This is a genomic window from Collinsella sp. AM29-10AC (assembly GCF_003469085.1).
Lineage (GTDB): Bacteria > Actinomycetota > Coriobacteriia > Coriobacteriales > Coriobacteriaceae > Collinsella.
This window is the reverse complement of the sequence record NZ_QSKB01000001.1, coordinates 38,182-60,623: the sequence shown is the minus strand read 5'-3', so window position 1 is coordinate 60,623 and position 22,442 is coordinate 38,182. Positions and strand designations below refer to the sequence as shown.

The window sequence follows — 22,442 nt, the reverse complement described above, 5'->3', positions numbered from 1 at the left end:
TTAACCATCTTATATTGCCACACGCAGAGCGCACGACATATTCGCTAACGCCAGATAAATAACCAGCATAAAAAGAAAGCGGCATTCCGAAAAACAGAATGCCGCTTTTATTCAGCGGAGCAAATGGGCCGAAGGCGTCCAAATTCTCCCTATAACTAAAATGCCGAGTTACCGTGCCTTAAAGGGCATTCGCGCAGCGCTTGCAGATATGCGCGTGGCCGTTGTACTCGCCGACGGTGGTGCGGTAGTTCCAGCAACGGTCGCAGCACTCGCCCTCGGCTGCCTCGATGGCAACGGAGAGCTCCTCGCCCTGAGTCAGCTCAACATCGGAGACGATGTAGAACTCGGCCAGGTCGACGGCCTTATCACCGGTCAGCAGCGCGTACATCTCGGCGGGAACGACCGCCTTGACGCGGACCTGCTGGCTCTTGGTGAAGGTACCGGCGGAGCGGGCATCCTCAAGTGCCTTGGTCACGACGCTACGGAGCTCGAGAGAAGCCTCGAGCACGCCCTCAAACTCGTTGGCCTCGTCGACCGTGATGGGCGACTTGTACCAATCGAGCAGCGCGGCGTACTTCTGGTGATCGACGCAGCCGGCAGGTGCATAGGCCATGGCCTCATCGACGGTGTAGGACAGGATCGGCTGCAGGTCGCGCATGAGCATCGAGAAGAGCTCGGCCAGCACGGTCTGGGCGCTGCGGCGCTCGAGCGAGCCGGGCTTGTCGCAGTACAGACGGTCCTTCAGGGCGTCGAGGTACACATTGGAGAGCTCGGTAACCACGAAGTCGTAGAGCGCACGGTAAGCACGCGGGAACTCGTAGCTGGCGTAGGCATCATCGACCTCGGCCTGGACCTGGGTCAGGCGGGCAACCATGAGCTTGTCGAGCGGCAGCAGGTCGGCGAAGGCGACGCCGTCGGTCTCGGGCTCAAACTGACCCTCGAGCTCGGAGAGCAGGAAGCGCAGCGTGTTGCGGAAACGACGGTAGGCATCGGACGTACGAGCAAGAATCTCGTGATCGATGGAGACGTCAGAGCTGGTATCGACGGAAGCAACCCACAGGCGAATGATGTCGGCGCCCATCTCGTCACAGACCTTATTGGGGTCGATGACGTTGCCGAGTGACTTGGACATCTTGCGGCCCTGGCCGTCGAGGGTAAAGCCCTGCGAGACGACCGCCTTGTACGGAGCGTGGCCGTTGGCGCCCACCGAGGTGAGCAGCGAGCTCTGGAACCAACCGCGGTGCTGGTCAGAACCCTCGAGGTAGACATCCGCCGGGTACTCCAGCTCGGGGCGGTACTCGCAGACGGCCTTCCAGGAGACGCCGGAATCCCACCACACGTCGAGGATGTCCTTATCGGCCTTGAGGTGATGGCCACCGCACTTGGGGCAGACGCAGGCCTCGTCCAGGTAGCTCTCGGGAGCAACGGTGAACCAGGCGTCGGAGCCCTTCTCGTGGAAGAGCTTGATGACGGCGTCGAGCGTGGCGTCGTTCATGACCTTCTCGCCGCAGTCGGCGCAGGTGTAGCTGGGGATAGGCACGCCCCAGTTGCGCTGGCGGCTGATGCACCAGTCGGGACGCTGCTCGACCATGGCACCGATGCGGTTGGCCGCGTGGGCCGGATACCACTTGACGTTCTCACGGACCTCCTTGCCAGCCTGCTCACGCAGACCCGTCTTGTCCATCGAGACAAACCACTGGTCGGTAGCACGGAAGAGCACCGGGTGCTTACAGCGCCAGCAGTGCGGGTAGCTGTGCGTGATTTTCTTCTCGAGGACCAGGGTGCCGCGCTCGCGCAGGAACTCGATGATGTGCGGGTTGGCCTCGTCGGTATCCATGCCGCTGAAGGGGCCACCGGTGCCAAACTCCTCACCGGTGTAGAACTTGCCGTCGTCATCGACCGGCATGCAGATGTCGGTGATGCCCTCCTTGAGGCAGGCAAAGTAGTCGTCAACGCCGTGGCCGGGCGAGTTGTGGACGATACCGGTACCGTCGTCGACACCGACGTAATCGGCCAGCAGCGCCACGCCCTCGACGCCGTCAAAGATCGGCTGCTTGTAGCGGATGTGGTGGAAGGTCTCGGCGGGAACCACATAGGGCTTGCCGTCGACCATGACCGGGGTGTACTCCCAGCCAAACTCCTCGCAGCACTTGGGAGCCAGGTCCTCGAGCATGACCTCGGCACGACCATCGTGCTCAACGGCGACGTAGGCGGCGCCGGGCTTAAGGGAAACGGCCTGGTCGGAGGGAATGGTCCACGGCGTGGTCGTCCAGATGATAAAGTCGACCGGGCCGTCGAAGTCCTCGAGGCCGGCGGGCTTGGAGGTCATCTCAAAGCGCACGAAGATGGACGGGCTCGTCTCGTCGGAGTACTCGATCTCGGCCTCGGCCAGCGCAGTGTGGCAGTGCTTGCACCAGTGAACCGGCTTGTGGCCGCGATAGATCATGCCCTTATCGAACATCGCCTTGAAAACCTCGATGTCGGCGGCGTCATGCTGGTGATAGAGCGTCAGGTAGGGGTTGTCCCAGTCGCCGAGCACGCCCAAGCGACGGAAACCGGCCTTCTGAAGCTCAATGTTCTCGACAGCGAACTCGTTGCAGAGCTCACGAATCTTGGCCGTGGGGGTCTGGTTGAACTTCTCGGTGCCGAGCTTCTCCTCGACCTTGTGCTCGATCGGCTGGCCGTGGCAGTCCCAACCGGGGACATAAGGGACCTCATAGCCCTGCATCATCCAGTAGCGGTTGATCATGTCCTTGGAGATCTTATTCATGGCGTGGCCGATGTGGATCGGACCGTTGGCGTACGGAGGGCCGTCGTGCAGCACGAACTTCTTGTGACCCTCGTTCTTCTTCAGAACCTGCTCGTAGACCTTGTTGTCCTGCCAGTCCTTGAGTCGCTTGGGCTCGGACTTGGAAAGACCGGCACGCATGGGAAAACCGGTTTTGGGCAGATTCATCGTCTGCTTGTACTCGTTTGCCACGGTACCCCTTTCATGTCGTGGGCGCGCACGCCCGTTGGGCACCAAAAAAGCGCCCGTCCCTGCAAGCTGGGACGAAGCGCCACAAAACGGGCCGTGTGCCCGCAAAAGCTCTTCGCTTAACCACCCAGCTTAGATGCCCTCGCCCGCATTACAGCGCGCTCGCATCCGTTACTCGGCTGGCCTGTATCGACGACCATCTCGGCGATGTCTACTAAGACGAACCTGCGCGGCACGTCCGTTGGGACCGCAGCTCCGGGGTGATTTTCATCGGTCGCATGCACGGGCTCTCAGCGCTCCCCGTTCTCTGTAGCACACGGACGGCCGACTACTCGTCCCCATCAACGCTTATGCGCTGTATGGTAGCACGGTCAACGCCGGCGAAAAACCCTCAACATCGGTTTCATACTTTAGAAATTTCTCACGGTCGCAAGCACTCACTTGGAGCAAAATACCTGAAAGCACTTTATCGAAGGAAAGAAGGTACCTATGCGCACAATTGGAATGAGCGACTATACCGTCGGCGAAGACTGCTTTGACGAGCTACCCGGCGCGCTGGCCGAGTACGGAGCGACCAAGGTCGCGATCATCGGTGGCAAGCGGGCACTGGCCGCAGCACTTCCAGGTATCGAAGCTGCGCTGGCAGGTACCGACGTCGAGATTCTGGAGACGCGCGTCTATGGCACCAACAGTACGCGTGCCAATATCGCCAAGGTCGTGAACTCCCCTGCCTGCCAGGAAGCTGACGTGCTTATCGCATGCGGCGGCGGCAAAGCGCTCGACACCGTCAAGACGGCGGCCATCGAGCTCAAGAAGATCGTCTTTACGGTACCGACGATCTGCTCCAACTGCTCGGCCGCGACCGCCATTGCCGTTGTCTACAACGACGACGGCTCTCTCGAGGGCTATTCGTACCCCAACCGCCCCGCGCACATCTTCATCAACCCCAAGATCATCGCCGAGGCTCCGGCGGAGTACTTCTGGGCGGGCGTGGGCGATGCCCTGTCCAAGCAGCCCGAGGTCGAGTACGCCACGAGCGCCGGCAACCTGGAGCACACCGCAGGTCTTGGCCTGGCGCTCGCACACACCTGCTCCGAGCCGCTGTTTACCTATGGTGTGCAGGGTCTTGAGGACGTTCGCCAGAACCTGTCGACCGAAGCCGTCAAGCAGATCGCGCTCGATATCGTGGTCAACACGGGCTATGTCTCGAACCTGACCAACCAAAACGATTACTACTACAACTCGAGCGTGGCGCATGCGTTCTACAACGCCACCTGCAGCATTCCGCGCGAGGGCACCTACCTGCATGGCGAGGTCGTGAGCCTGGGCGTGCTGGTGCTGTTTGCCTACACGGGCGATACCGAGAACCTTGAGCGCTACGCAGCCTTTAACAAGGAGATGGGGCTGCCCGTGACGCTTGAGCAGGTCGGGCTTTCCGAGTCCGATATCCCCGCCCTGTGCGAGTATGCGCACGCCACCAACGAGTGGAAGCAGGGAAACCCCGAGCCCTTCACCGACGAGAAATTCGCCGCCGCCATCAAGGCCGCCAACGCCTACGGCCACACGCTCTAGGACTGGCCCAAAACCACCACAAAGGGGACAGGCACCTTTCTGGTGGTTTTTTATTGCTCCAGCATTCAGTTCGTACTCGAACCCGATTCTTTACGAGAAAGGGTTCGGGTACGTTTTTTGTTTATCGGAAATTCTGCGGAAGGACTACTCGGAACGGTAAACAGAAACGAACAGAGGCAGGGTATCATCGTGGTGATGGTATCCTGCCTTTTGTTTTGCGGGATCAAGGTCGCTTTATGCGAACTTGATCGCCACTTATATGGCGCATTGATGGCAATTGCTTCGTACGTGCATACCGGGAGCCTGTACACCTCTGACAAGGCGTAACACACTAGACTTTGTTCCAAAGTCCGTGTGCTAAGGGGGCAGGCCCCTTAGAATTCCTGTGGAGTGTGTACGCACGTACGCAGGAAAACGGCAAAATTTCGCTATATCAGGGCGTTCTTTCATTGGAGAGTATGGTATACACGGCTTAGTTCAACAAATAAGAATTTATATATAAAGGAGAATATTGATGAAACTGTTTTTATGTTCTCACTTTTCAAGTGTAGGAAGTCTGATAAAGGAAGAAATTGAAAATAAAAAAGTCGCATTTATTCCAACAGCTTCGCTGCGTGAAGGCTACACCGGTTATGTCGGCTCGGCTCGAAAATTATTCAAAAAGTTGGGAGCAATCGTAACTGAAATTGATATTTCAACGGAGGCTTATTCAACGATACAGTCTCTTTTTGAAGATGCGGATGTGATCTATTTTACCGGCGGAAATTCTTTTTTCCTTATAGACCAGCTCCGTAAAACGGGAACGGATGAGCTGTTGAAGAAAGAATTGGAAAAGGGAAAACTGATGATTGGTGAATCGGCAGGTGCGATTGTATGCGCTCCAAGCATCCAATATATCGAGCAAATGGATGAAAAGCCGGAGGACTACTCACAAGAAGATGATTCAGGGCTTAATTTGATTGTTTTCTATGTTCTTCCGCATTTTCTTACAGCACCATTTAAGAAAGTTACCGAGAAAATAATGACTGAGTTTTCGGATTTGAATCTATGCCCAATTAACAACCGTCAGGGAATTGTAATTGATGGTGAAGGTTCAAAGGTAATTTGCAAAGACTAATTTGAAAATTCCAGTTTGCTGTACTCGTTCCTAGCAGGGCTAGGGGCAGGCACGCCCCAACAAGAAGCTGTCCCAAAGGGGCAAGAATGGGGACTGCGGACGATTTCTTGGACCGTTACGCGGCCCTTCCCAGCGCGGAGCGGAACTCGGCCGGCGTGCGGCCACCGAGCGCATCGCTGCGCCTCTCCGTATTGTATCGACCGATCCAGCCCCCGAGCTCCTCGATGAAGCGGGCGGGGGTCCAGTCCGACCAGTCCCTGCCGTGCCAGAACTCCTTCTTGAGCAGGCCGAAGAAGCCCTCCATCGCCGCGTTGTCCGGGCTTCAGCCCTTGGCGGACTGAATTGGCTACACTGATGTGGACAGTTCCAGGAGGGGCGCAAGAGACGGGAAGGCCGTGTGCGCGTTCCTGCGCGAGGGCCGCGGGGAGGGGCTGCCTGGGTACAGCGCCTGTCAACTCGGTCTACGTCTTTGATGACCGGGTCGTACTCAATATCAACTTCACGGATGATGCCAAAACGGTCACCCGTGAGGAAGTGTTGGGTTCGAGTGCTATGGACAATGTTCCAGCATGCTGGGATCGAATTCGCTTGCCGGGATCACGCGGTAGCCGTGGCGCAGGAGCAGGTCAACGAAGACACCGTTACCCGTTGTGAGCGTGCCGCTGAAGGATCCGTCGTAGATATGGCCCACGCCGCACGACGGACTGCGATCCTGCAAAATGCACGCAGCAATCTCGGACGGGCCGCCCGCCTGTTCGCACATATCGAGCGCACGTTGGGCACCCAGGCGAAACTCGCGATCGACCGAAATGCCCTCGCAGGTACGGACCTCGCCGTTCACAATCTCGGACGGCTTGCGCGGCGTGGGCAGGCCGCCAAAGACCTCAGGGCACACCAAGAGTACCTCGGTCCCCGTGCATTCGCACGCTTCGACCAGCTCGCGATGGTAGTTATCGAGCCCGTTATACTTGCAGCTCTCGCCCATCAAGCAGGCACTTACCACGATTTTCATATTCAACTCTCCCCACGCAAAACACCCCATTTGAGATGGACACTCAAATGGGGCGATAGACACTGCGCAACCAGTATTACTGCTGCTTTGGCATCAGCGGATTCTCGCGCGTGAGGAGATTCATGAACTCCTCGCCCGTGATCGTCTCCTTCTTGTACAGATAACGAGCCAGCTCATGGAGCTTAAACTTGTTCTCCTTGAGGATCTGCAGAGCGCGGTCGTGCGCATCCTCGATCAGCTTGGCGACGATCGCGTCCACGCGTTCGGCCGTACCGGGGGCGCAGGTGAGCGACGTATCCTGGTTGAGGTACGCATTCTGAACGGTACCAAGCGCCATCATGCCAAACTCATCGGACATGCCAAAGCGCGTCACCATGTTGCGGGCGAGCTTGGTGGCCTGCTCGATATCGTTGGCGGCACCGGTCGTCATCTCGCCAAAGATAAGCTCCTCGGCTGCACGGCCACCGCAATAGACAGCGAGCTTGTCCAGGACTTCCTGGCGCGTGGTCAGGAAGCGCTCATCCTCCTCGACCTGCATGGTGTAGCCCAGAGCACCGCTCGTACGCGGCACGATGGTGATCTTGGTAACCGGCGCAGAACCCTTCTGGCGGGCGGCAACGATGGCATGGCCGATCTCGTGATAGGACACGACCTGTTTCTCGTGGTCGGACAGAACCGTGGACTTACGCTGCTGGCCGGCGATGACGACCTCCACCGACTCCTCAAAGTCATCCTGAGTCGCGCGCTTGCGACCCTCGCGGACGGCACGCAGCGCGCCCTCGTTGATGATGTTGGCCAGGTCGGCGCCCGAGGCACCGGGCGTGGCGCGGGCAATCGCGGTCAGGTCGATCGGCGGCTCCGTCTTCACGCTCTTTGCATGCAGCTCGAGGATGTTCTTACGTCCGGTCAGGTCGGGCAGCTCAACGGGGATGCGACGGTCAAAACGACCGGGGCGCAGCAGGGCCGGGTCAAGGCTGTCGGGACGGTTGGTAGCAGCAAGAACGACGATACCCTTGTGGTTATCGAAGCCGTCCATCTCGGTCAACAGCTGGTTGAGCGTCTGTTCGCGCTCGTCGTTGCCACTAAAGCCGCCGCCATCGCGCTTCTTACCGATGGTATCGATCTCGTCGATAAACACGATGCACGGGGCCTTTTCCTTGGCCTGCTTAAACAGATCGCGAACCTTAGCGGCGCCGCGGCCAACGAACATCTCAACAAACTCAGAACCAGAAATACTAAAGAACGGCACGCCCGCCTCGCCGGCCACAGCCTTGGCGAGCAGGGTTTTACCGGTACCCGGAGGGCCGACAAGGAGAGCGCCGCGTGGCAGTTTGGCGCCGATCTCCTCGTAGCGCTGCGGCTTCTCCAGAAAGTCGACGACCTCCTTGAGGGACTCCTTGGCCTCTTCCTGGCCGGCGACATCCTTAAAGGTCACGCCCACGTCCTTGGAGGCGATCACGCGCGCGCCGGACTTGCCCAGTCCACCGCCGCCAAAACCACCGCCGCCAAAGTTCATCGACGGACCGTCATCACCCATGGCCTTCTTCATGCGTCGGTTGAGCCACCAGCCAATCAGGAAGAAAATCGCCATGGGAAGAATGAGGGTGAGCAGGTAGTAGGTCATCAAACCCGAGTTCTTGTCGGGAACGACCGATTCCAGGGACGCACCGGATTCAAGCACGCGATCGGTAAAACCCGCATCATTCGGCAAACCGGTCGTCTTGTAGGCGATGTTCTCGTCCTCGCCCTTCTTGGTGTAATAAATCGTGTAATCGTCCGTGTTGTACTCGACCTTGTTGACGCTCTTCTTATCGAGCGCTTTGACAAACGTCGAGTAATCGGTCTTCGTAATCTGCTGCGTGTGACCGATGTTGGGGAACAGAACGGTCGAGAGCACGAGGTAGACGACGAAGGCGATGAGCACGTAGAGGATCATATTCCGTCTACGTTTGTTGTCATCCATCTCCATCTGCTTGAACTCCATCTACTGGGGTTGATAATGGTTTCTAGAATACCCAACCCGAGCGACGATAAACCGACGCCGGGCACGAAAGGACAGAGATGGCATCACTGGAAGTCGGCAAGGTTCAAATCTATACGGGCGACGGCAAGGGCAAGACGACGGCTGCGCTGGGGCTCGCGCTGCGCGCCACGGGCTATGGACTTAACGTACTCATGCTTCAGTTTGCCAAGAAGCTGCACTGCGCCGAACATGACGCAGCGCCTCGATTGGGGCTACGCATCGTACAAGCCGACCGCGACACGCCCGAGGCTTGCGCCGCGCAGATCATGGAGCTCGCACGCGAGCAGATATCACAGGTCGACGTTCTGATTTTGGACGAACTCGGCGAGGCCATGCGCCGAGGCTTTGTGACGCGCGATGATGTCGAGGCGCTCATTGCGACAAAGCCCGCCACCACAGAGCTCGTACTCACCGGCCGCGATCTTCTCCCGCTCGCCGATCTAGCGGACCTGGTCACCGAAATGCGCCCCGTAAAACACTACTTCGACGAAGGCCTCCTAGCCCGCCAAGGCATCGAATACTAAATGATCCGAAGGGGACGGAGGAAAACGGATCATTTTGCCTTATCGCCAGGTCAATGATCCGTTTTCCTCCGTCCCCTACGGATCATTAGGCGGTGGCGCGGCCGAGCCAGTTGCCGCTGTGGTGGTAGATGGTAAACATCGTGGCCGTGATGAGCCAGGTTACGGGGTAAACCAGCAGCAGATGCTCAAGCGACGGATCGAACGGCATAATCGCAAACACCCAGATCACCCTGAGCACGACGGTGCCAAAAATCGTGAGCATCATAGGCTGGAAGCTCACGCCAGCGCCGCGGATGGAGCCGGACGCGTTTTCGATAATCGAGAAGATCGCGTAGAACGGCGCGATGAAATGAAGAATCGTCGTGGTGTAGGCCGAAATCGAAGCATCGTCGACAAACAGACGCGACAACGGACCCGAGAACACCAGTAGCACGGCAGACAGGCCACCAATGAGCATAAACGACAGCACAAGCGACGTATGGTAGCCCTTGCGCATGCGCTCGTAGTTGCGCGCGCCAAAGTTCTGTGCCGAGAACGTGGTGATCGAAACGCCAAGCGCCTCGGTAACCATCCAGACAATGCCATCCAAACGGCCCGAAAGACCCCACGCCGTGGTGACATCGGCACCAAACGAGTTGACCGACACCTGAATCAAAACGTTGGAAATCGAATACGCAGCAGACTGAAAGCCAAGCGGCAGACCACACGAGATCATGCTCTTACAAATGCCAGGATCAATGCAGAGTTTGGACAGTGAAAGCCGCCACGCACCCGGAGCGTGCATCATACGAATCACGATCATCGTGGCGTTGGAGCAAATGGTCAGCGCCACCGCGATGCCGCAGCCCAGAGCCTCCATATGAAGCACGGCAACGAAGATGACATCCAGCACCGCATTAACAAGGCAGCCGGAAGCAATGATCACAGCAGGACCGCGTGTGTCGCCCACGGCGCGCAGCAGCGCCGTTCCCATATTGAGCAGCAGCGCCGCAACCATGGCGGCAAAATAGCAACGAGCATAGGCCACGCCCTCGGCCAATAGTTCATGCGGCGTGTTCATAAGTACCAGCATGGGCTCAACGAACACTATGCCAAGAATCGAGAAAACGATACCGCCCACCAGCGCGAGCGTCATGGCCGTATGGACCGAACGACTCAATCGCTCATCATCGTGCTGACCAAAATACTGACCGGTAATGACCGCGCAGCCAGCGCCAACGCCAACGCAAAAGCCGATGCAGAGCTCGGTGAGCACCATCGTGGCCTGAATGCCACCCAGCGCGAGCTTGCCGCCAAACTGACCGACGATATAGGTACCGATAAGCGTGTAAGCCTGCTGAAAAAACGAGCTAAAGAAGATAGGGACGCACAGCGAAAGCAGTTGCTGCCAAATGACACCCTGCGTCACATCGATAGCCGTAGATTTCTTAGCCACACGCCCTCCCCAACAGCGTACATCAAACAACAAAACGGCAATTTAAGACCAAAGCCAATACCAGCTTAGCACCGACCGGTATCGGCCGAAACGCCCCGAACCAGAGCCCAGTGCGAAATAATTGCCTAGTGATACAGCCCCGGCTGGTAGTGGTACTCGTTGCTCACATGCGGGCACAGCTGCCAAAAGGCGACAGCACTTGCCGCGGCCACGTTAAGCGAATCGACCCCGTGCGCCATCGGAATACGCACGGCGCGGTCGCAGCCCGCAATGGTCTTGGCGCCCAAGCCAGCACCCTCGGTGCCCATAAAGATTGCCAGGCGGTCAATCTCCTGCAGCGCGGGATCGTCCAGCGACACCGAATCATCCGTCAACGCCATAGCGGCACACGAAAAGCCGGCATCGTGTAGCGCCGCCAGCCCATCATGCGGCCATACGCGCGCTTCGCTGCCAATGCGTGTCCAGGGCACCTGGAACACCGTGCCCATGCTCACGCGGGCAGAACGACGATACAGCGGATCACAACACGTAGGACTGACCAAAATGCCGTCGACGTTGAGCGCGGCCGCCGAGCGGAATATTGCGCCCACATTGGTATGGTCGACAATGCCCTCGAGCACGCACACGCGCACCGGGCGCTCCCCCGCCGCCTCGACGACGCCGCCCAAGAACTCATCAACCGGAATCTGTCGCGGGCGACGAAATGCCGCGAGCGCACCGCGCGTCACGTTAAAACCCGTCAGCCGCTCCATAAGCTCCATCGAGGCAACGAACACGGGAACCGGACCCGCGCCCTCGCGTACCGCCAGGCGCTCAAACAGCGGCATCATCTGGTCGAGCCAGCGCTCGCCCAAAAGAAAGCTCACCGGCTCGTATCCGGCGCGAACCGCACGTTCGATGACCTTGGCACTCTCGGCGATAAAAATGCCCTTCTGCGGCTCCAGCACGCAGCGCAGCTCACGCTCGGTCAGTCGCACGTAGGCATCAAGCCGCTCGTCCTCGAGCGAATCGATTCGCAGCAACTCAACGGCATCAGTCATAGCAGCCAGCCCGCACCTTTCTTTACAGCGCATCTATACCAAACGAGGCGACGCTAAGCGCCGCCCCATGCATTCAAACAATCCGATGATACCGTTCACGCCGGACGATTTACGCCTCAACGCGACGATACGTTACGAACTCATAATCGACACCCTCGTCGTCCTCGCCCGAGGCAATCGTGGCAACACCGCCACGCCGCGCAATCTCCCACGCGGGATCGGCATCCAGATCGGGAAAATACGTATCCACGTCATGCACGCAATGGTTATGCGTAACCTCGGCCTCGGCGCAATACGGCAAAAACTGCCGATACACCTCGCCGCCACCGATCACCCACGCAACGGGCTCATCGGCTACCGCGGCGAGCGCTTCGTCGATGCTATGCACCACGTCGACGCCCATGGGAGCAAAGTCCCCATCGCGCGTGAGCACGATATTGCGTCGATTCTTAAGCGGGCGCCCGCCGGGAAAACTCAGCAGCGTCTTGCGTCCCATAATGACCGGACAGCCTTTGGTGCACGCCACAAAATGGCGCATATCGGAGCGATTGGACACCACCATGTCGCCCTCGCAACCAATGCCCCAGTCGTCACACACGGCGACAATGGCAGAAAGCTTACACGTCATGCGCGTCACCTACACCGCAATGGGGATGTTCTTGACCTGAGGGCCGTGCTCATAGCCCTCGACGATCAGATCATCGGTCGTAAACGCATAGAAGTCATGCACATCGGGGTTGAGCGTTACCTTGGGCGCAGCAAACTGCGGACGCTCAATAAGCTCGCGAACGATATCGACATGACGGTCGTAAATGTGGGCATCGGCAATCACATGCAGCAGCTCGCCGGGAATCATATCGACCGACTGCGCGACCATCATCAGCAAAATGGCGTACTGGCACACATTCCAGTTGTTCGCAGCCAAAATATCCTGGCTGCGCTGGTTGAGAATCATGTTGAGCGTCGGTTTGTCATCCTGCGGGCGCTGCGTGACGTTATAGGTCACGCTGTAGGCGCACGGATACAGGTGCATCTCGGACAGGTCGCTAAACACGTAGGTATTCGTCATAATGCGACGGCTATACGGCGTGTGTTTGAGGTCGTACAGCACGCGGTCCATCTGGTCGAAATCGCCCTCGGCGTAATGGCTCTTCTGACCAATCTGGTACCCGTAGGCCTTGCCGATGGAGCCGGTCTCGTCGGCCCACTCATCCCAAATATGGCTGTTGAGGTCATGCACGTTATTGGACTTCTTTTGATAAATCCACAGGATCTCATCCATGGCAGATTTGAGGGCCGTACGACGCAGGGTGAGCGCCGGGAACTCCTCGCGCAGGTCGTAGCGTGCCGTAACGCCAAAGTTTTTAATCGTATAGGCAGGGGTGCCGTCCTCCCACACCGGGCGGACCTTTTGGCCCTCGGTCGTGGTGCCATGGTACAAGATATCGCGGCACATGGTTACAAACTGTTGATCAGCTTTGCTCATTGACCCTCCTGTCAGTCGCCTATAGGCTATTTTTTATTCTAGCCCAGGCGCGCGAGTGTCGGATTGGACACTTGGGCCGGCACACGCAATGCACGGCAGCACCGCACCGCACCGCCTACGCCAACGAAACACCTTTGCTTTTTCTGACATATGCCAATAGTTCCTTGCTCTGCGGCGCACACGCGTTATTCTATTGTTGACATATGTCAGATATGGAGAGTGTATGGCAGGAAGACGTGAAAAATTGCGCCGCGTCGGGATCATCCCCGAATATCGCGGTTTTACCCCCGATGGCCTTGCCAGCGGAGAGGCCATCGACATGACGGTCGACGAACTCGAGGTCCTGCGGCTATGCGACCTGGAAGGCCTCAATCAGGAGGCCGTCGCAAAGCACATGGGCATCGCGCGCGCCACGGTGGCGGCAATTTGCAGCCGAGCGCATCGCAAGGTGGCAAATGCGCTGGTCAATGGTCGGGCGCTCATCATCGAGGGCGGCAATATCGCGTACTCCCCCATCACCACAACGACGGCCGTATGGCCAGCAAAGGAGATCGGCACCATGAGAGTGGCAACCACGTATGACAACGGCAACATCTTTATGCACTTTGGCCGCAGCGAGCAGTTCAAGATCTACGACATTCAGGACGGCAAGGTGCTCAGCGAGCAGGTCGTGGGCACCGGCGGCACCGGCCACGGTGCCCTTGCGGGCCTGCTCGCCAACGGCGGCGTGGACACGCTCATCTGCGGCGGCATCGGCGGTGGCGCTATCAACGCGCTTGCCCAAGCCGGCATCACGGTATACGCGGGTGCCCAAGGCAGCTGCGACGCTTGCGTCGAGGCCCTTATCGCCGGCACGCTCGCACAGAACGGCGAGGCCACGTGCGGCTGCCACGGCCACGACCACGAGCACACTCACGAGCATGGCGATTCCTGCGGCTGCCACGGCCATCACGAGCACGAGGGCCACGAGGGCTGCGGCTGCCACTAACGGCACGGCACCGCGAGCTCGGGGCGCGACGCCAAACGCAACCCAACAAACAAAGCCAACAGCAAAGGCCACCCGGTAGCTTCCGAGCGGCCTTTGCCATATCAAGATGGAATTACAGCTCTATTTCTTATTGCGCATCTGCGCTTCCATCTGGCGCAGCAGCTCCATATCGGACTTGGGACCGCCCATTCCCAAGCCGCCCATGCCGCCCAGACCCATAGCATCCAGGCCGGGGATATTGGGCATGCGCATCTTCTTGCCCTTCTTACCCTTTTTGCCCTTTTTGCCGCCGGCCTGTGCCTGATTGGCCATCGTGCGCATGCGGCCCATCATCTTATTCATCTCGCCCCACTGCTTCATAAGGCCGTTGACCTCGGTGGGGGTTACGCCGGCTCCCTTAGCAATGCGGGCGCGGCGCTGGCCGTTGATGATGGAGGGGCGCAGGCGTTCCTCCTTGGTCATCGACATAATGATGGCCTCGTTCTTGTCGAAGATGCCCTCGTCCAGGTTGCCGCCCATCTGGTTGAGCGCGCGCTGGCCACCGGGGAGCATGCCGAGAATGCCCTTCATGCCGCCCATCTTCTTAACGGCTTTCATCTGGTCGAGCATGTCGTTCATGGTAAAGCCCTCGCGCAGCATGCGCTCGGCGGCCTCGAGCTGCTCGGCATCGGCGGCCTCCTGGGCCTTCTCGATGATGCCGACGACGTCGCCCATGCCCAAGATTCGCTTGGCCATACGGTCGGGGTAGAACGGCTCCAGCGAATCGGGCTTCTCGCCCATGCTCACGAACTTGATGGGCTTGCCGGTCACCTGGCGCACGGAAAGCGCGCCGCCACCACGGGCATCGCCGTCGAGCTTGGAGATGATCACGCCGTCAAAGTCGGTGCGCTCGGCGAAGGTCGAGACGACGTTGACGATATCCTGGCCGGTCATGGCATCGACGACCATCAGCACCTGATCGGGCTTGACGGCCTTCTTGATGTCCACGGCTTCCTGCATCATCTGCTCGTCGATCTGCAAACGACCGGCGGTATCGACGATGACCACGTCACGCAGGTGATCGACGGCCTCCTGAATAGCGCCCTTGGCGATGTCGACCGGGTGTGCACCGTCGCCACGGAAGACCGGCACGCCGATCTCTCCGCCAAGCGTGGCTAGCTGGTCGGCTGCAGCGGGACGGTAGACGTCGCACGCGGCGAGCAGCGGCGAGCGGCCCTGCTTCTTGAGCAGGTAGGCCAGCTTTACGGCCGCCGTGGTCTTACCGGAGCCCTGCAGGCCCACGAGCATGATGACGTTGGGGATACGGTTGCTAAAGACGAGCTTACTCTCGGTGGAGCCGAGCATCTCGGTGAGCTCGTCGAGCACGATCTTGACGACGTTTTGCGCCGGCGACAGCGACTCCATGACCTCTGCGGTCATGCAGCGCTCCTTGGTCTTGGCGACGAACTCCTTGACAACCTTAAAGTTGACGTCGGCTTCGAGCAGCGCCATGCGAATATCGCGCATGGCCGAGGTGATGTCGGCCTCGGTCAGCTTACCCTTGCCGCGCAGGCGGTCAAATGTGTCGTTGAGGCGATCGCTCAGAGAATCAAACACTAGTCACTCCTTAATTGGACTCGCCCACCAGGGCGCGGCAGAAATCTTTGGCGTTAAACTCCTGCAGGTCATCGACCTGCTCGCCCACGCCGATGCGAAGGATCGGGAGCTTGAGCTTCTCGGCCACGGCCATGGCGATGCCGCCCTTAGCCGTGCCGTCGAGCTTTGTCATGATAATACCGTCCAGGCCAAGCGCCTCATTAAACTCGAGCGCCTGGTTCAGGCCGTTTTGGCCCGTTGCGGCATCGATCACGAGGACGACCGAGACGGGCATGGGGCCGGCGGCCATATTGGTGGCGCGCTTACGCGTCACGTTGACCACCTTGGCAAGCTCGCGCATGAGCTCGGGGCTCGTGTGCAGACGGCCAGCAGTATCGATAAGCACCAGGTCGCTGCCGCGCTTGTCGGCCTCGTCGAGCACGTCGTAGCAAACGCTTGCCGGGTCGGAGCCGCGGTCGCGCTTGATGACGGGGACGCCGGCGCGCTGGCCCCACACATCGAGCTGCTCGATGGCGGCGGCGCGGAAGGTATCGGCCGAGCCGATCATGACATTCTTGCCGCGGGCAGCCATGGCGCTCGCGATCTTGCCGACCGTCGTAGTTTTGCCGGCACCATTAATGCCCACAAACAGCACGCAGCTCGGCGTGTCGGCGAACGGATCGCGCTCGGCGGGCACAAAATGCTGCTCGAGCTGCTCAGCCAGGGCGCGACGGAGCTGCGGGGCGGTCTTGAGGTTCTTCTTGGCTGCGGCATCGCGCAGGTCATCGGAGACCTGAATGGCGACCTCGGCACCCATGTCACCCATAACGAGGGTGTCCTCAAGGTCCTCCCAAAAGTCCTCGTCGACCTCGCCGCCAAAGTAGAAGACCTCGTTGAGGGCCTCGCGGCTGCGCTCAAGTCCGCGCGAGAGAGCGTCAAAGAATCCCATTATGCATTCACGACCTTTCCGGTTTCGCGATCGAGTTTTTGCGAGACGACGCGGCTGACGCCGTCGGCTTGCATCGAGACGCCATAGAGAACGTCAGCGTCCTCCATAGTACGGCGCTGATGCGAAATGACCAAGAGCTGCGTATCGGAACGCAACACGTCGAGCGCGCCGATGAGCTTGGACAGGTTGGCGTCGTCGAGCGCGGCCTCGACCTCGTCCAGCACATAGAACGGCACCGTGCGCGTGCGATACACGGCAAAGAGCAGGGCGAGCGCCGTCAGGCTCTTCTCGCCACCCGACATGAGCATCATCTTGGTGATGCGCTTGCCGCGCGGCTGCGCCACGACCTCGATACCCGTCTCGGCCGGATGCTCGGGATCGGTCATCTCCAGATGAGCCTGGCCACCCGGGAACAGCATAGCGAAGATCTCGCGGAAGTTCGCGTCGACCTTCTCAAACGTCACAAGGAACGCCTTGCGCATCTTGCGATCAATAGCCACCGTGATCTTGGTGAGCGCCTTACGCGCGCTCTCCAGATCGGCCAGCTGCTCCTCGATGTAGTCAGCGCGGCGCTTGAGCTGCTCGTATTCCTCCATGGCAACTTGGTTCACGGGACCAAGGTTGTTGATCTGGCGCACAAGCTGGTTGAGCTCGCGCTCGGCGGCATCGCGGTCCGTGGGCGCAGGAAGCATAAGCGCTTCCTCGAGTACCGTGTTGCCATCGGCGGTAATGGCCTTAATGGCGGCCTCTACCTGCACCTCGAGCTTGCCACGCGCGACCTTAAACTCGTTTTGCGTGGCGGTGGCGGTATCGACCTTCTCCTTAGCGCGGGCAACCTCTGCCTTGGCATCCTCGATGGTCTTCTTGAGCGAAGCGGAGTCCGCCTCCTCCAGAGAGGCCTGGTCACGCAGACGCGCTGCCCAATCCGACGCGCGCTCCAGCAGGGCCGAATAGCGCTCGTGCATGGGATCGACGCGCAGGCGCAGCAGCTCGAGTGAGCGCGAGGCCTGGCGTGTTCCGCGGATACGGCGGTCGATGCCCTCCAGGCGATGCTCCAGATCGGGTACTCGGCCTTTCAGAGAACGAAGGCGCTCGCTCGTCTGGGCCAGGCGGACCTTGGCATCGGCGAGCTTGCCGGCGGCCTCGGAATCGTCACGGCGAACGCGGTCGAGTTCGTCGTTGGCTTCGGCAATCTGAAGGCCAAGATCGCTTGCCTGCGCTCGGGCCTCGTCACGCGAGCGGGTGAGCTCGTCCACGCGCGGGCGCGCAGCGCGAACGGCCTCGGCGGCCTGCTCGCGGCGCTTGGAGATGCGCACGCGCTCGACCTCGGCGTTGTTGGCGCTTTGCTCCAGGCGGCCAATCTCGGAGAGCAGCGAGCGGCGCTCGCCCTCAAGACGGGCGATCTCGCCGGCGGCATCGCCCTCAGCGGCACGCGCCTCTTCGACGGCCGCATTGGCCTCGACGACCTGATCCGACACATGCTCAAACACAGCAGCCAGATCGGGTTCCAGGCCCTCGAGCTCACGGATGCGACGCTTGCGCTCCAAAGCACCCGAAGCCTCGCCGGCGTCGAGCCCCACACGCACCAGGCCGCCGCAGGCGACGCGGGCGCCATCGGGGGTCACGTAAGTCACGCCGTCAACGACAGGCGCGGCCAGCGCAGCCGCCAAGTCGTCGACAACGTAATAGCCGCCGAGAAGGGCCTCGACAACCGGGCCATAGCCGGCGCGTACGGACAGGCGATCGACCAGGCGGGAACCGGCAGCGGCCTTAGCGGCAGCAGAGGCGCTCACACCGCGCGCGACCAGCAGCGCCTCGCCCGAGGCCTTCTTCTGGTCCAGAGCGGCACGACCGGCACGCTCAAGCGCGGACGCATCGTCGAACAGCAGCGCATCGATATCGCCGGCGAGCAATTGCTCAACCAGGCCCTCAAGCTCACGCGGGGCCTCGAGCACGTCGCCCAGACGACCCGAGACATCGTCGCCCAGCGCACCCATCAGACGGCTCACCAGCGGCGAGCTGTCAGCCATGCGGGCATCGAGCTTCTTTTGGCTGGCAAGCTCCGAGCGCACCTCGGACAGTTTGTTGCGCGCCTCGCTCTCGCGGGCACGCAGGTCCTTAAGGGCTGCACGGGCGACCTCGGTAGCCTCGCGAGCATCAATCTGGGCTTGACGGGCCTGATCAAGTGCACTGTCGAGCTCCTCGGCGCGGTCGCGACGGCTCTCGAGTGAGGCCGTGACTTCCTCGAGCTGCTCGTCGATCTGCTCCAGGCGTGAGGCGTACATGTTGTCCTCGACCTCGGCGTTGCTCAGCGAGTCCTTCACCTTGGCGAGTTCGAGCGCCGCGTTATCGGCCACACGCTGCACATCGCGTTGCTCACGCGCAAGCTGCGAAATCTGATTGTCGAGCGCCACGCGCCGCTCGTGGAGCTGAGCGGCGGCAGGACCAGCGGCGTCAACGTCCTCCTGGGCCTGCATGTGCGCGCCGGTCACTTCCTCAAGCTGCGCACGCGCGTCCTCGAGCTCCTCTACCACGCGACGACGCTGATGCTCGGAGCTCGAGATCTGGCCGCGCATGTCGGACAGGCGCGACACCATGTTGTGGCCCTTTTCCTCGAGCAGGCGCATATCGGAGTTAATGCGGCCGACCACGTCTTGCATATGGCGGCGCTGCTCGCCCAGATCGCCCACAAACAGGCCCTTTTCCTCGAGCATGACCTGGAGCTTCTCGAGCTCGCGTTCCTTTTCGCCCAAGCGGTACTGCGCAAGCTCCAGCTCGGCGGCACCTTCCTTGGAGCGGCTCTCCAAGTCGTTCCACTGCGACTGCAGCGAACGCAGCTCGTCGACGGCTAGCATCTGCGTAAGCTCGTTCGCGCGCGAGGACAGCTCTTTGTACTTGCGCGCACGATCGACCTGACGCTCCAGCGGTCGCAGCTGACGGGCGATTTCCTTATTGATGTCGCGGGCACGCGTCAGGTGCTCGTCCATCGACTTAATCTTTTTGAGCGCACGCTCCTTGCGGCGTTTGTGCTTGGAAATGCCGGCGGCCTCCTCGATGAGGGCGCGGCGCTCCTCGGGGCGGCTCTGCAAAATGGCGTCGAGCTTGCCCTGGCTGATGATGGAATGCGTATCCTTGCCCAAGCCCGAATCGTGCAGGATGTCCTGAATGTCCATCAGGCGGCACGGACTCGAGTTGATGAGGTACTCGCTTTCGCCCGAGCGATACATACGACGGGTGATGGCGACCTCGTCAAAGTCGACGGGCAGCATATGGTCCGAGTTATCGAGCACCAGCGTGACCTCGGCGACACCCACCGGCTTGCGCGCTGACGAGCCCGAGAAGATGACATCCTCCATGGCCTGGCCGCGCAGCTGCTTGGCGCTCTGCTCGCCCAGGACCCACAGAATCGAGTCAGAGATGTTCGATTTTCCCGAGCCGTTGGGACCGACGATGACGGTCAGGCCCGGCTCAAACGTCATATGGGCGCGGTCGGCAAACGACTTGAACCCTTTGAGCGTGAGGGACTTGAGATACACGGTTCCTCGCTTAAACAGGCTTCTTGTTGAGAATCACGCCGTTGGTGGTGTAGCCCATGCGGTCAAGTGCCTCGAGTGCAGCGGCTCCCTCGGCTTCCTTCTTTGAGGAGCCGGAGCCGCGACCCTGGCGAATACCATCGATCAACACCACGGCGGTAAAGGTGGGCGCATGCGCAGGGCCCTCGGAGCCGACCAGCTTGTACGCGGGAGGCTCGTGGCCGTCGGCCTGCACGCACTCCTGCAAATACGACTTGGGGTTCGCAGGGTGCTCGGCACGCTCGGATGCCAAATGTGGCTTAAGCGTACGGTGGATAAACTCCGCCGCGGCATCCCAGCCGGCGTCCAGATACAGCGCGCCCACGAGCGACTCGTAGACGTTCTCGAGCGCCGAGTGCAGGCCGCGCGCGCCGGTACCGGTCTCGGAGGCACCAAAGATGATGATGTCATCGATACCCAGCTCGTGCGACACCTCGGACAGCGTGGCGCCCGAGACAAGGGACACCTTCAGGCGCGTGAGCTTGCCCTCGTCAAACTCCGGATAGGACACAAACAGGGAGCGTGCAACAACGGCGCCCAAAATGGAATCACCCAAGAACTCAAGGCGCTCGTAGCTTGCCGAGACTGGCTGGCCTTCGACGGCCGAAGGATGCGTAAGGGCCGCGCGCAGCAGCACCTTGTCATTGAACTCGTGGCCCAGAATCTCCTGGGCGCGCGTAAGTCGTTCGGATAAAGCCAAGACCTAAGCCTCCCTGGCGTTTTCGATCGCGTCGACGGCGTCGGCGACAGAGTTGAGCGAGAGCAGGGTCTCGTCATCGATCTCGAGATTGAACTCGTCCTCGATAGCCGTAACCAGTTGCAGGCGCTCGAGCGAGTTGGCATCGAGGTCGTCAAAGGTGGTCTCATCGCTAATTTCGGCAACATCGACGCCCAGAACGTCAGCAGCGACCTCGGCGATCTTGTCGAAGATTTCGGAGCGGTCCATAGCGCTTCCTCTCATAGTGCATGAATACCAAAAGAATGGTACCGCCCGGGCGGTACCAAGACACGGTTCTGATTCTACCCCACGAAGCAGGCCGCGAGGCACATAACAGCGCTCTAACTCGCTCTTACAAAACGATGCCGTCCATGGAGTTGGCGACGTTCTCGACCAGCCCCGCGCGCACGGCTTCGGCCGCCGCAAGCGTACCGTTTTTAACAGCCTCGACCGAGGTGGCGCCATGGCCGATCAGGACCACGCCACGCAGGCCCAAAAGAATCGCGCCGCCCTTGGCATCACCAGAGAGCTTGGCCTTAATCTCGCGCATCTGCTTTTTGATGAGCAGCGCGGCGATCTTGGTGCCGAGCGAGGCCATAAAGGCGCCCTTGAGCTCCTGCAGCAAAAACTTGGCAGCGCCCTCGGTAGCCTTGAGAGCGATATTGCCCGACATGCCGTCGGCAACAACGACATCGAAATTGCCCGAGGTGAGGTCGGTGCCTTCGCAGTTGCCCACAAAGCCCGGAACTGCGGCCTTCATAGCAGGGAAGCAGGCCTTGGTAAAGTTAGAACCCTTCTCGTCCTCGGTGCCGTTACCAAGCAGGCCCACGCGAGGATGTTCGATGCCCAGGACGACGCGGGCATAGGCGCTACCCATCTGGGCAAAACGCACCATGTCATCGACCTCGACATCGGGGTTGGCGCCCATATCGCACAGCACCGTCAGACCGCCGGCGCGATTGGGCAACGCATTGGTCAGACAGGGGCGCACCGGCTGCTTCTTGCCTTCGGCCTGATACCTAAACGGCGTCACGTATGCGGTAGCAGCGGCGGTCATGGCGCCGGTGGAGCCGGCGGAGAAGAACGCGTCCGCGTTGCCCTTTTTGATGGCGCGGCAGGCAAGCACGATCGAGGACTTGCGCTTGGTCATCACGGCGCGAATAGGATCGTCATCCATGGCGATAACGTCGGGTGCCTCAAGGGCCTCAACACGTGCATGGGAAGCAGCAAAGGGATTGACGATTTCAGAGGGGCCAGCTGCCAAGACCTCGATATCGGGATCGGCGGCAAGCGCAGCCTCGATACCATCGAGAACAACCTGAGGTTTCTCGTCTCCGCCCACAACGTCTACACAAACGCGAACGTTACTCATATACATGCTCCTTATACAAAAATGGCCGACTCATTGAGCCGGCCATTGTGGTTCCATTTGGAACGGCATCGCATCCAGAGTA

At 60.1% G+C, this 22,442-nt stretch carries 18 protein-coding genes; 4 read left to right on the top strand and 14 right to left on the bottom strand.

Translation table 11 applies throughout. From position 1 onward, the window contains the following. Positions 1-178 precede the first annotated feature (178 nt). The gene (ileS, locus tag DW754_RS00265) at positions 179-2,956 is read right to left on the bottom strand and encodes an isoleucine--tRNA ligase (RefSeq protein ID WP_369832156.1); all 2,778 of its coding nucleotides are present in this window, start codon (positions 2,954-2,956) and stop codon (positions 179-181) included. Between the two features lie 510 nt (positions 2,957-3,466). Here ileS and DW754_RS00260 point away from each other — a divergent pair. Next, positions 3,467-4,549: an iron-containing alcohol dehydrogenase family protein gene (locus DW754_RS00260; protein WP_117758152.1), complete on the top strand. Its 1,083-nt coding sequence runs from the start codon at positions 3,467-3,469 to the stop codon at positions 4,547-4,549. A 514-nt stretch (positions 4,550-5,063) separates the two neighbouring features. Further along, positions 5,064-5,666, top strand: a complete 603-nt coding sequence (locus DW754_RS00250; protein WP_117758153.1) for a Type 1 glutamine amidotransferase-like domain-containing protein — start codon at positions 5,064-5,066, stop codon at positions 5,664-5,666. A 115-nt stretch (positions 5,667-5,781) separates the two neighbouring features. On the opposite strand, the gene DW754_RS00245 is transcribed toward DW754_RS00250, so the two are convergent. From DW754_RS00245 to ftsH, 3 genes are all read right to left on the bottom strand, one after another. Then, positions 5,782-5,970 (bottom strand): IS3 family transposase, encoded by a 189-nt coding sequence (locus DW754_RS00245; protein ID WP_099431656.1) that lies wholly within the window; start codon positions 5,968-5,970, stop codon positions 5,782-5,784. A gap of 246 nt (positions 5,971-6,216) precedes the next feature. Continuing rightward, positions 6,217-6,678, bottom strand: coding sequence for a DUF523 domain-containing protein (locus DW754_RS00235; protein ID WP_117758155.1), 462 nt, complete (start codon positions 6,676-6,678; stop codon positions 6,217-6,219). A 76-nt stretch (positions 6,679-6,754) separates the two neighbouring features. After that, positions 6,755-8,647, bottom strand: a complete 1,893-nt coding sequence (ftsH, locus tag DW754_RS00230; RefSeq protein ID WP_199411423.1) for an ATP-dependent zinc metalloprotease FtsH — start codon at positions 8,645-8,647, stop codon at positions 6,755-6,757. A gap of 92 nt (positions 8,648-8,739) precedes the next feature. Between ftsH and DW754_RS00225 the strand changes: the two genes are divergently transcribed. Next, positions 8,740-9,225, top strand: a complete 486-nt coding sequence (locus DW754_RS00225) for a cob(I)yrinic acid a,c-diamide adenosyltransferase (protein ID WP_117758157.1) — start codon at positions 8,740-8,742, stop codon at positions 9,223-9,225. A gap of 85 nt (positions 9,226-9,310) precedes the next feature. On the opposite strand, the gene DW754_RS00220 is transcribed toward DW754_RS00225, so the two are convergent. The 4 genes from DW754_RS00220 to thyA form a co-directional block, all read right to left on the bottom strand. After that, positions 9,311-10,660, bottom strand: coding sequence for an MATE family efflux transporter (locus tag DW754_RS00220; protein ID WP_117564142.1), 1,350 nt, complete (start codon positions 10,658-10,660; stop codon positions 9,311-9,313). A 125-nt stretch (positions 10,661-10,785) separates the two neighbouring features. Beyond that, positions 10,786-11,700 (bottom strand): RNA methyltransferase, encoded by a 915-nt coding sequence (locus DW754_RS00215; protein WP_117758158.1) that lies wholly within the window; start codon positions 11,698-11,700, stop codon positions 10,786-10,788. 109 nt (positions 11,701-11,809) lie between these two features. After that, complete coding sequence (locus DW754_RS00210; protein ID WP_117758159.1) at positions 11,810-12,328, bottom strand: dihydrofolate reductase; 519 nt, start codon at positions 12,326-12,328, stop codon at positions 11,810-11,812. A gap of 9 nt (positions 12,329-12,337) precedes the next feature. Next, positions 12,338-13,186 carry a thymidylate synthase gene (thyA, locus tag DW754_RS00205; protein ID WP_117758160.1) on the bottom strand — a complete coding sequence of 283 codons (849 nt, stop codon included), beginning with the start codon at positions 13,184-13,186 and terminating at the stop codon, positions 12,338-12,340. A 223-nt stretch (positions 13,187-13,409) separates the two neighbouring features. On the opposite strand from thyA, the gene DW754_RS00200 reads away from it, so the two are divergent. Further along, entirely contained in the window at positions 13,410-14,174 is a 765-nt protein-coding gene (locus DW754_RS00200; protein WP_117655406.1) for a DUF134 domain-containing protein, read from the top strand. Positions 14,175-14,294: 120 nt separating this feature from the next. Here the strand turns inward: DW754_RS00200 and ffh are convergent, their stop codons facing one another. The 6 genes from ffh to plsX all read right to left on the bottom strand — a co-directional run bounded on the left by ffh (position 14,295) and on the right by plsX (position 22,360). Further along, the gene (ffh, locus tag DW754_RS00195; RefSeq protein ID WP_117655405.1) at positions 14,295-15,770 is read right to left on the bottom strand and encodes a signal recognition particle protein; all 1,476 of its coding nucleotides are present in this window, start codon (positions 15,768-15,770) and stop codon (positions 14,295-14,297) included. Positions 15,771-15,780: 10 nt separating this feature from the next. Continuing rightward, on the bottom strand, positions 15,781-16,698 hold the full coding sequence (gene ftsY / locus DW754_RS00190; protein ID WP_117758161.1) for a signal recognition particle-docking protein FtsY: 918 nt from the start codon (positions 16,696-16,698) through the stop codon (positions 15,781-15,783). Continuing rightward, positions 16,698-20,234, bottom strand: a complete 3,537-nt coding sequence (gene smc, locus DW754_RS00185; RefSeq protein WP_117758162.1) for a chromosome segregation protein SMC — start codon at positions 20,232-20,234, stop codon at positions 16,698-16,700. The genes ftsY and smc overlap by 1 nt, the downstream gene beginning before the upstream one ends. 10 nt (positions 20,235-20,244) lie before the next feature. Next, positions 20,245-20,970, bottom strand: coding sequence for a ribonuclease III (rnc, locus tag DW754_RS00180; RefSeq protein WP_089571704.1), 726 nt, complete (start codon positions 20,968-20,970; stop codon positions 20,245-20,247). 3 nt (positions 20,971-20,973) lie between these two features. Then, positions 20,974-21,216 (bottom strand): acyl carrier protein, encoded by a 243-nt coding sequence (locus DW754_RS00175; protein ID WP_055309519.1) that lies wholly within the window; start codon positions 21,214-21,216, stop codon positions 20,974-20,976. Between the two features lie 124 nt (positions 21,217-21,340). Then, entirely contained in the window at positions 21,341-22,360 is a 1,020-nt protein-coding gene (gene plsX, locus DW754_RS00170; RefSeq protein WP_117758163.1) for a phosphate acyltransferase PlsX, read from the bottom strand. Positions 22,361-22,442: the final 82 nt, after the last annotated feature.

Bases quoted from the DNA above. Each gene is read 5' to 3' on its own strand.
- ileS (WP_369832156.1), bottom strand. From the start codon at position 2,956: ATGAATCTGCCCAAAACCGGTTTTCCCATGCGTGCCGGTCTTTCCAAG.
- DW754_RS00260 (WP_117758152.1), top strand. From the start codon at position 3,467: ATGCGCACAATTGGAATGAGCGACTATACCGTCGGCGAAGACTGCTTT.
- DW754_RS00250 (WP_117758153.1), top strand. From the start codon at position 5,064: ATGAAACTGTTTTTATGTTCTCACTTTTCAAGTGTAGGAAGTCTGATA.
- DW754_RS00245 (WP_099431656.1), bottom strand. From the start codon at position 5,970: ATGGAGGGCTTCTTCGGCCTGCTCAAGAAGGAGTTCTGGCACGGCAGG.
- DW754_RS00235 (WP_117758155.1), bottom strand. From the start codon at position 6,678: ATGAAAATCGTGGTAAGTGCCTGCTTGATGGGCGAGAGCTGCAAGTAT.
- ftsH (WP_199411423.1), bottom strand. From the start codon at position 8,647: ATGGAGATGGATGACAACAAACGTAGACGGAATATGATCCTCTACGTG.
- DW754_RS00225 (WP_117758157.1), top strand. From the start codon at position 8,740: ATGGCATCACTGGAAGTCGGCAAGGTTCAAATCTATACGGGCGACGGC.
- DW754_RS00215 (WP_117758158.1), bottom strand. From the start codon at position 11,700: ATGACTGATGCCGTTGAGTTGCTGCGAATCGATTCGCTCGAGGACGAG.
- DW754_RS00210 (WP_117758159.1), bottom strand. From the start codon at position 12,328: ATGACGTGTAAGCTTTCTGCCATTGTCGCCGTGTGTGACGACTGGGGC.
- thyA (WP_117758160.1), bottom strand. From the start codon at position 13,186: ATGAGCAAAGCTGATCAACAGTTTGTAACCATGTGCCGCGATATCTTG.
- DW754_RS00200 (WP_117655406.1), top strand. From the start codon at position 13,410: ATGGCAGGAAGACGTGAAAAATTGCGCCGCGTCGGGATCATCCCCGAA.
- ftsY (WP_117758161.1), bottom strand. From the start codon at position 16,698: ATGGGATTCTTTGACGCTCTCTCGCGCGGACTTGAGCGCAGCCGCGAG.
- DW754_RS00175 (WP_055309519.1), bottom strand. From the start codon at position 21,216: ATGGACCGCTCCGAAATCTTCGACAAGATCGCCGAGGTCGCTGCTGAC.
- plsX (WP_117758163.1), bottom strand. From the start codon at position 22,360: ATGAGTAACGTTCGCGTTTGTGTAGACGTTGTGGGCGGAGACGAGAAA.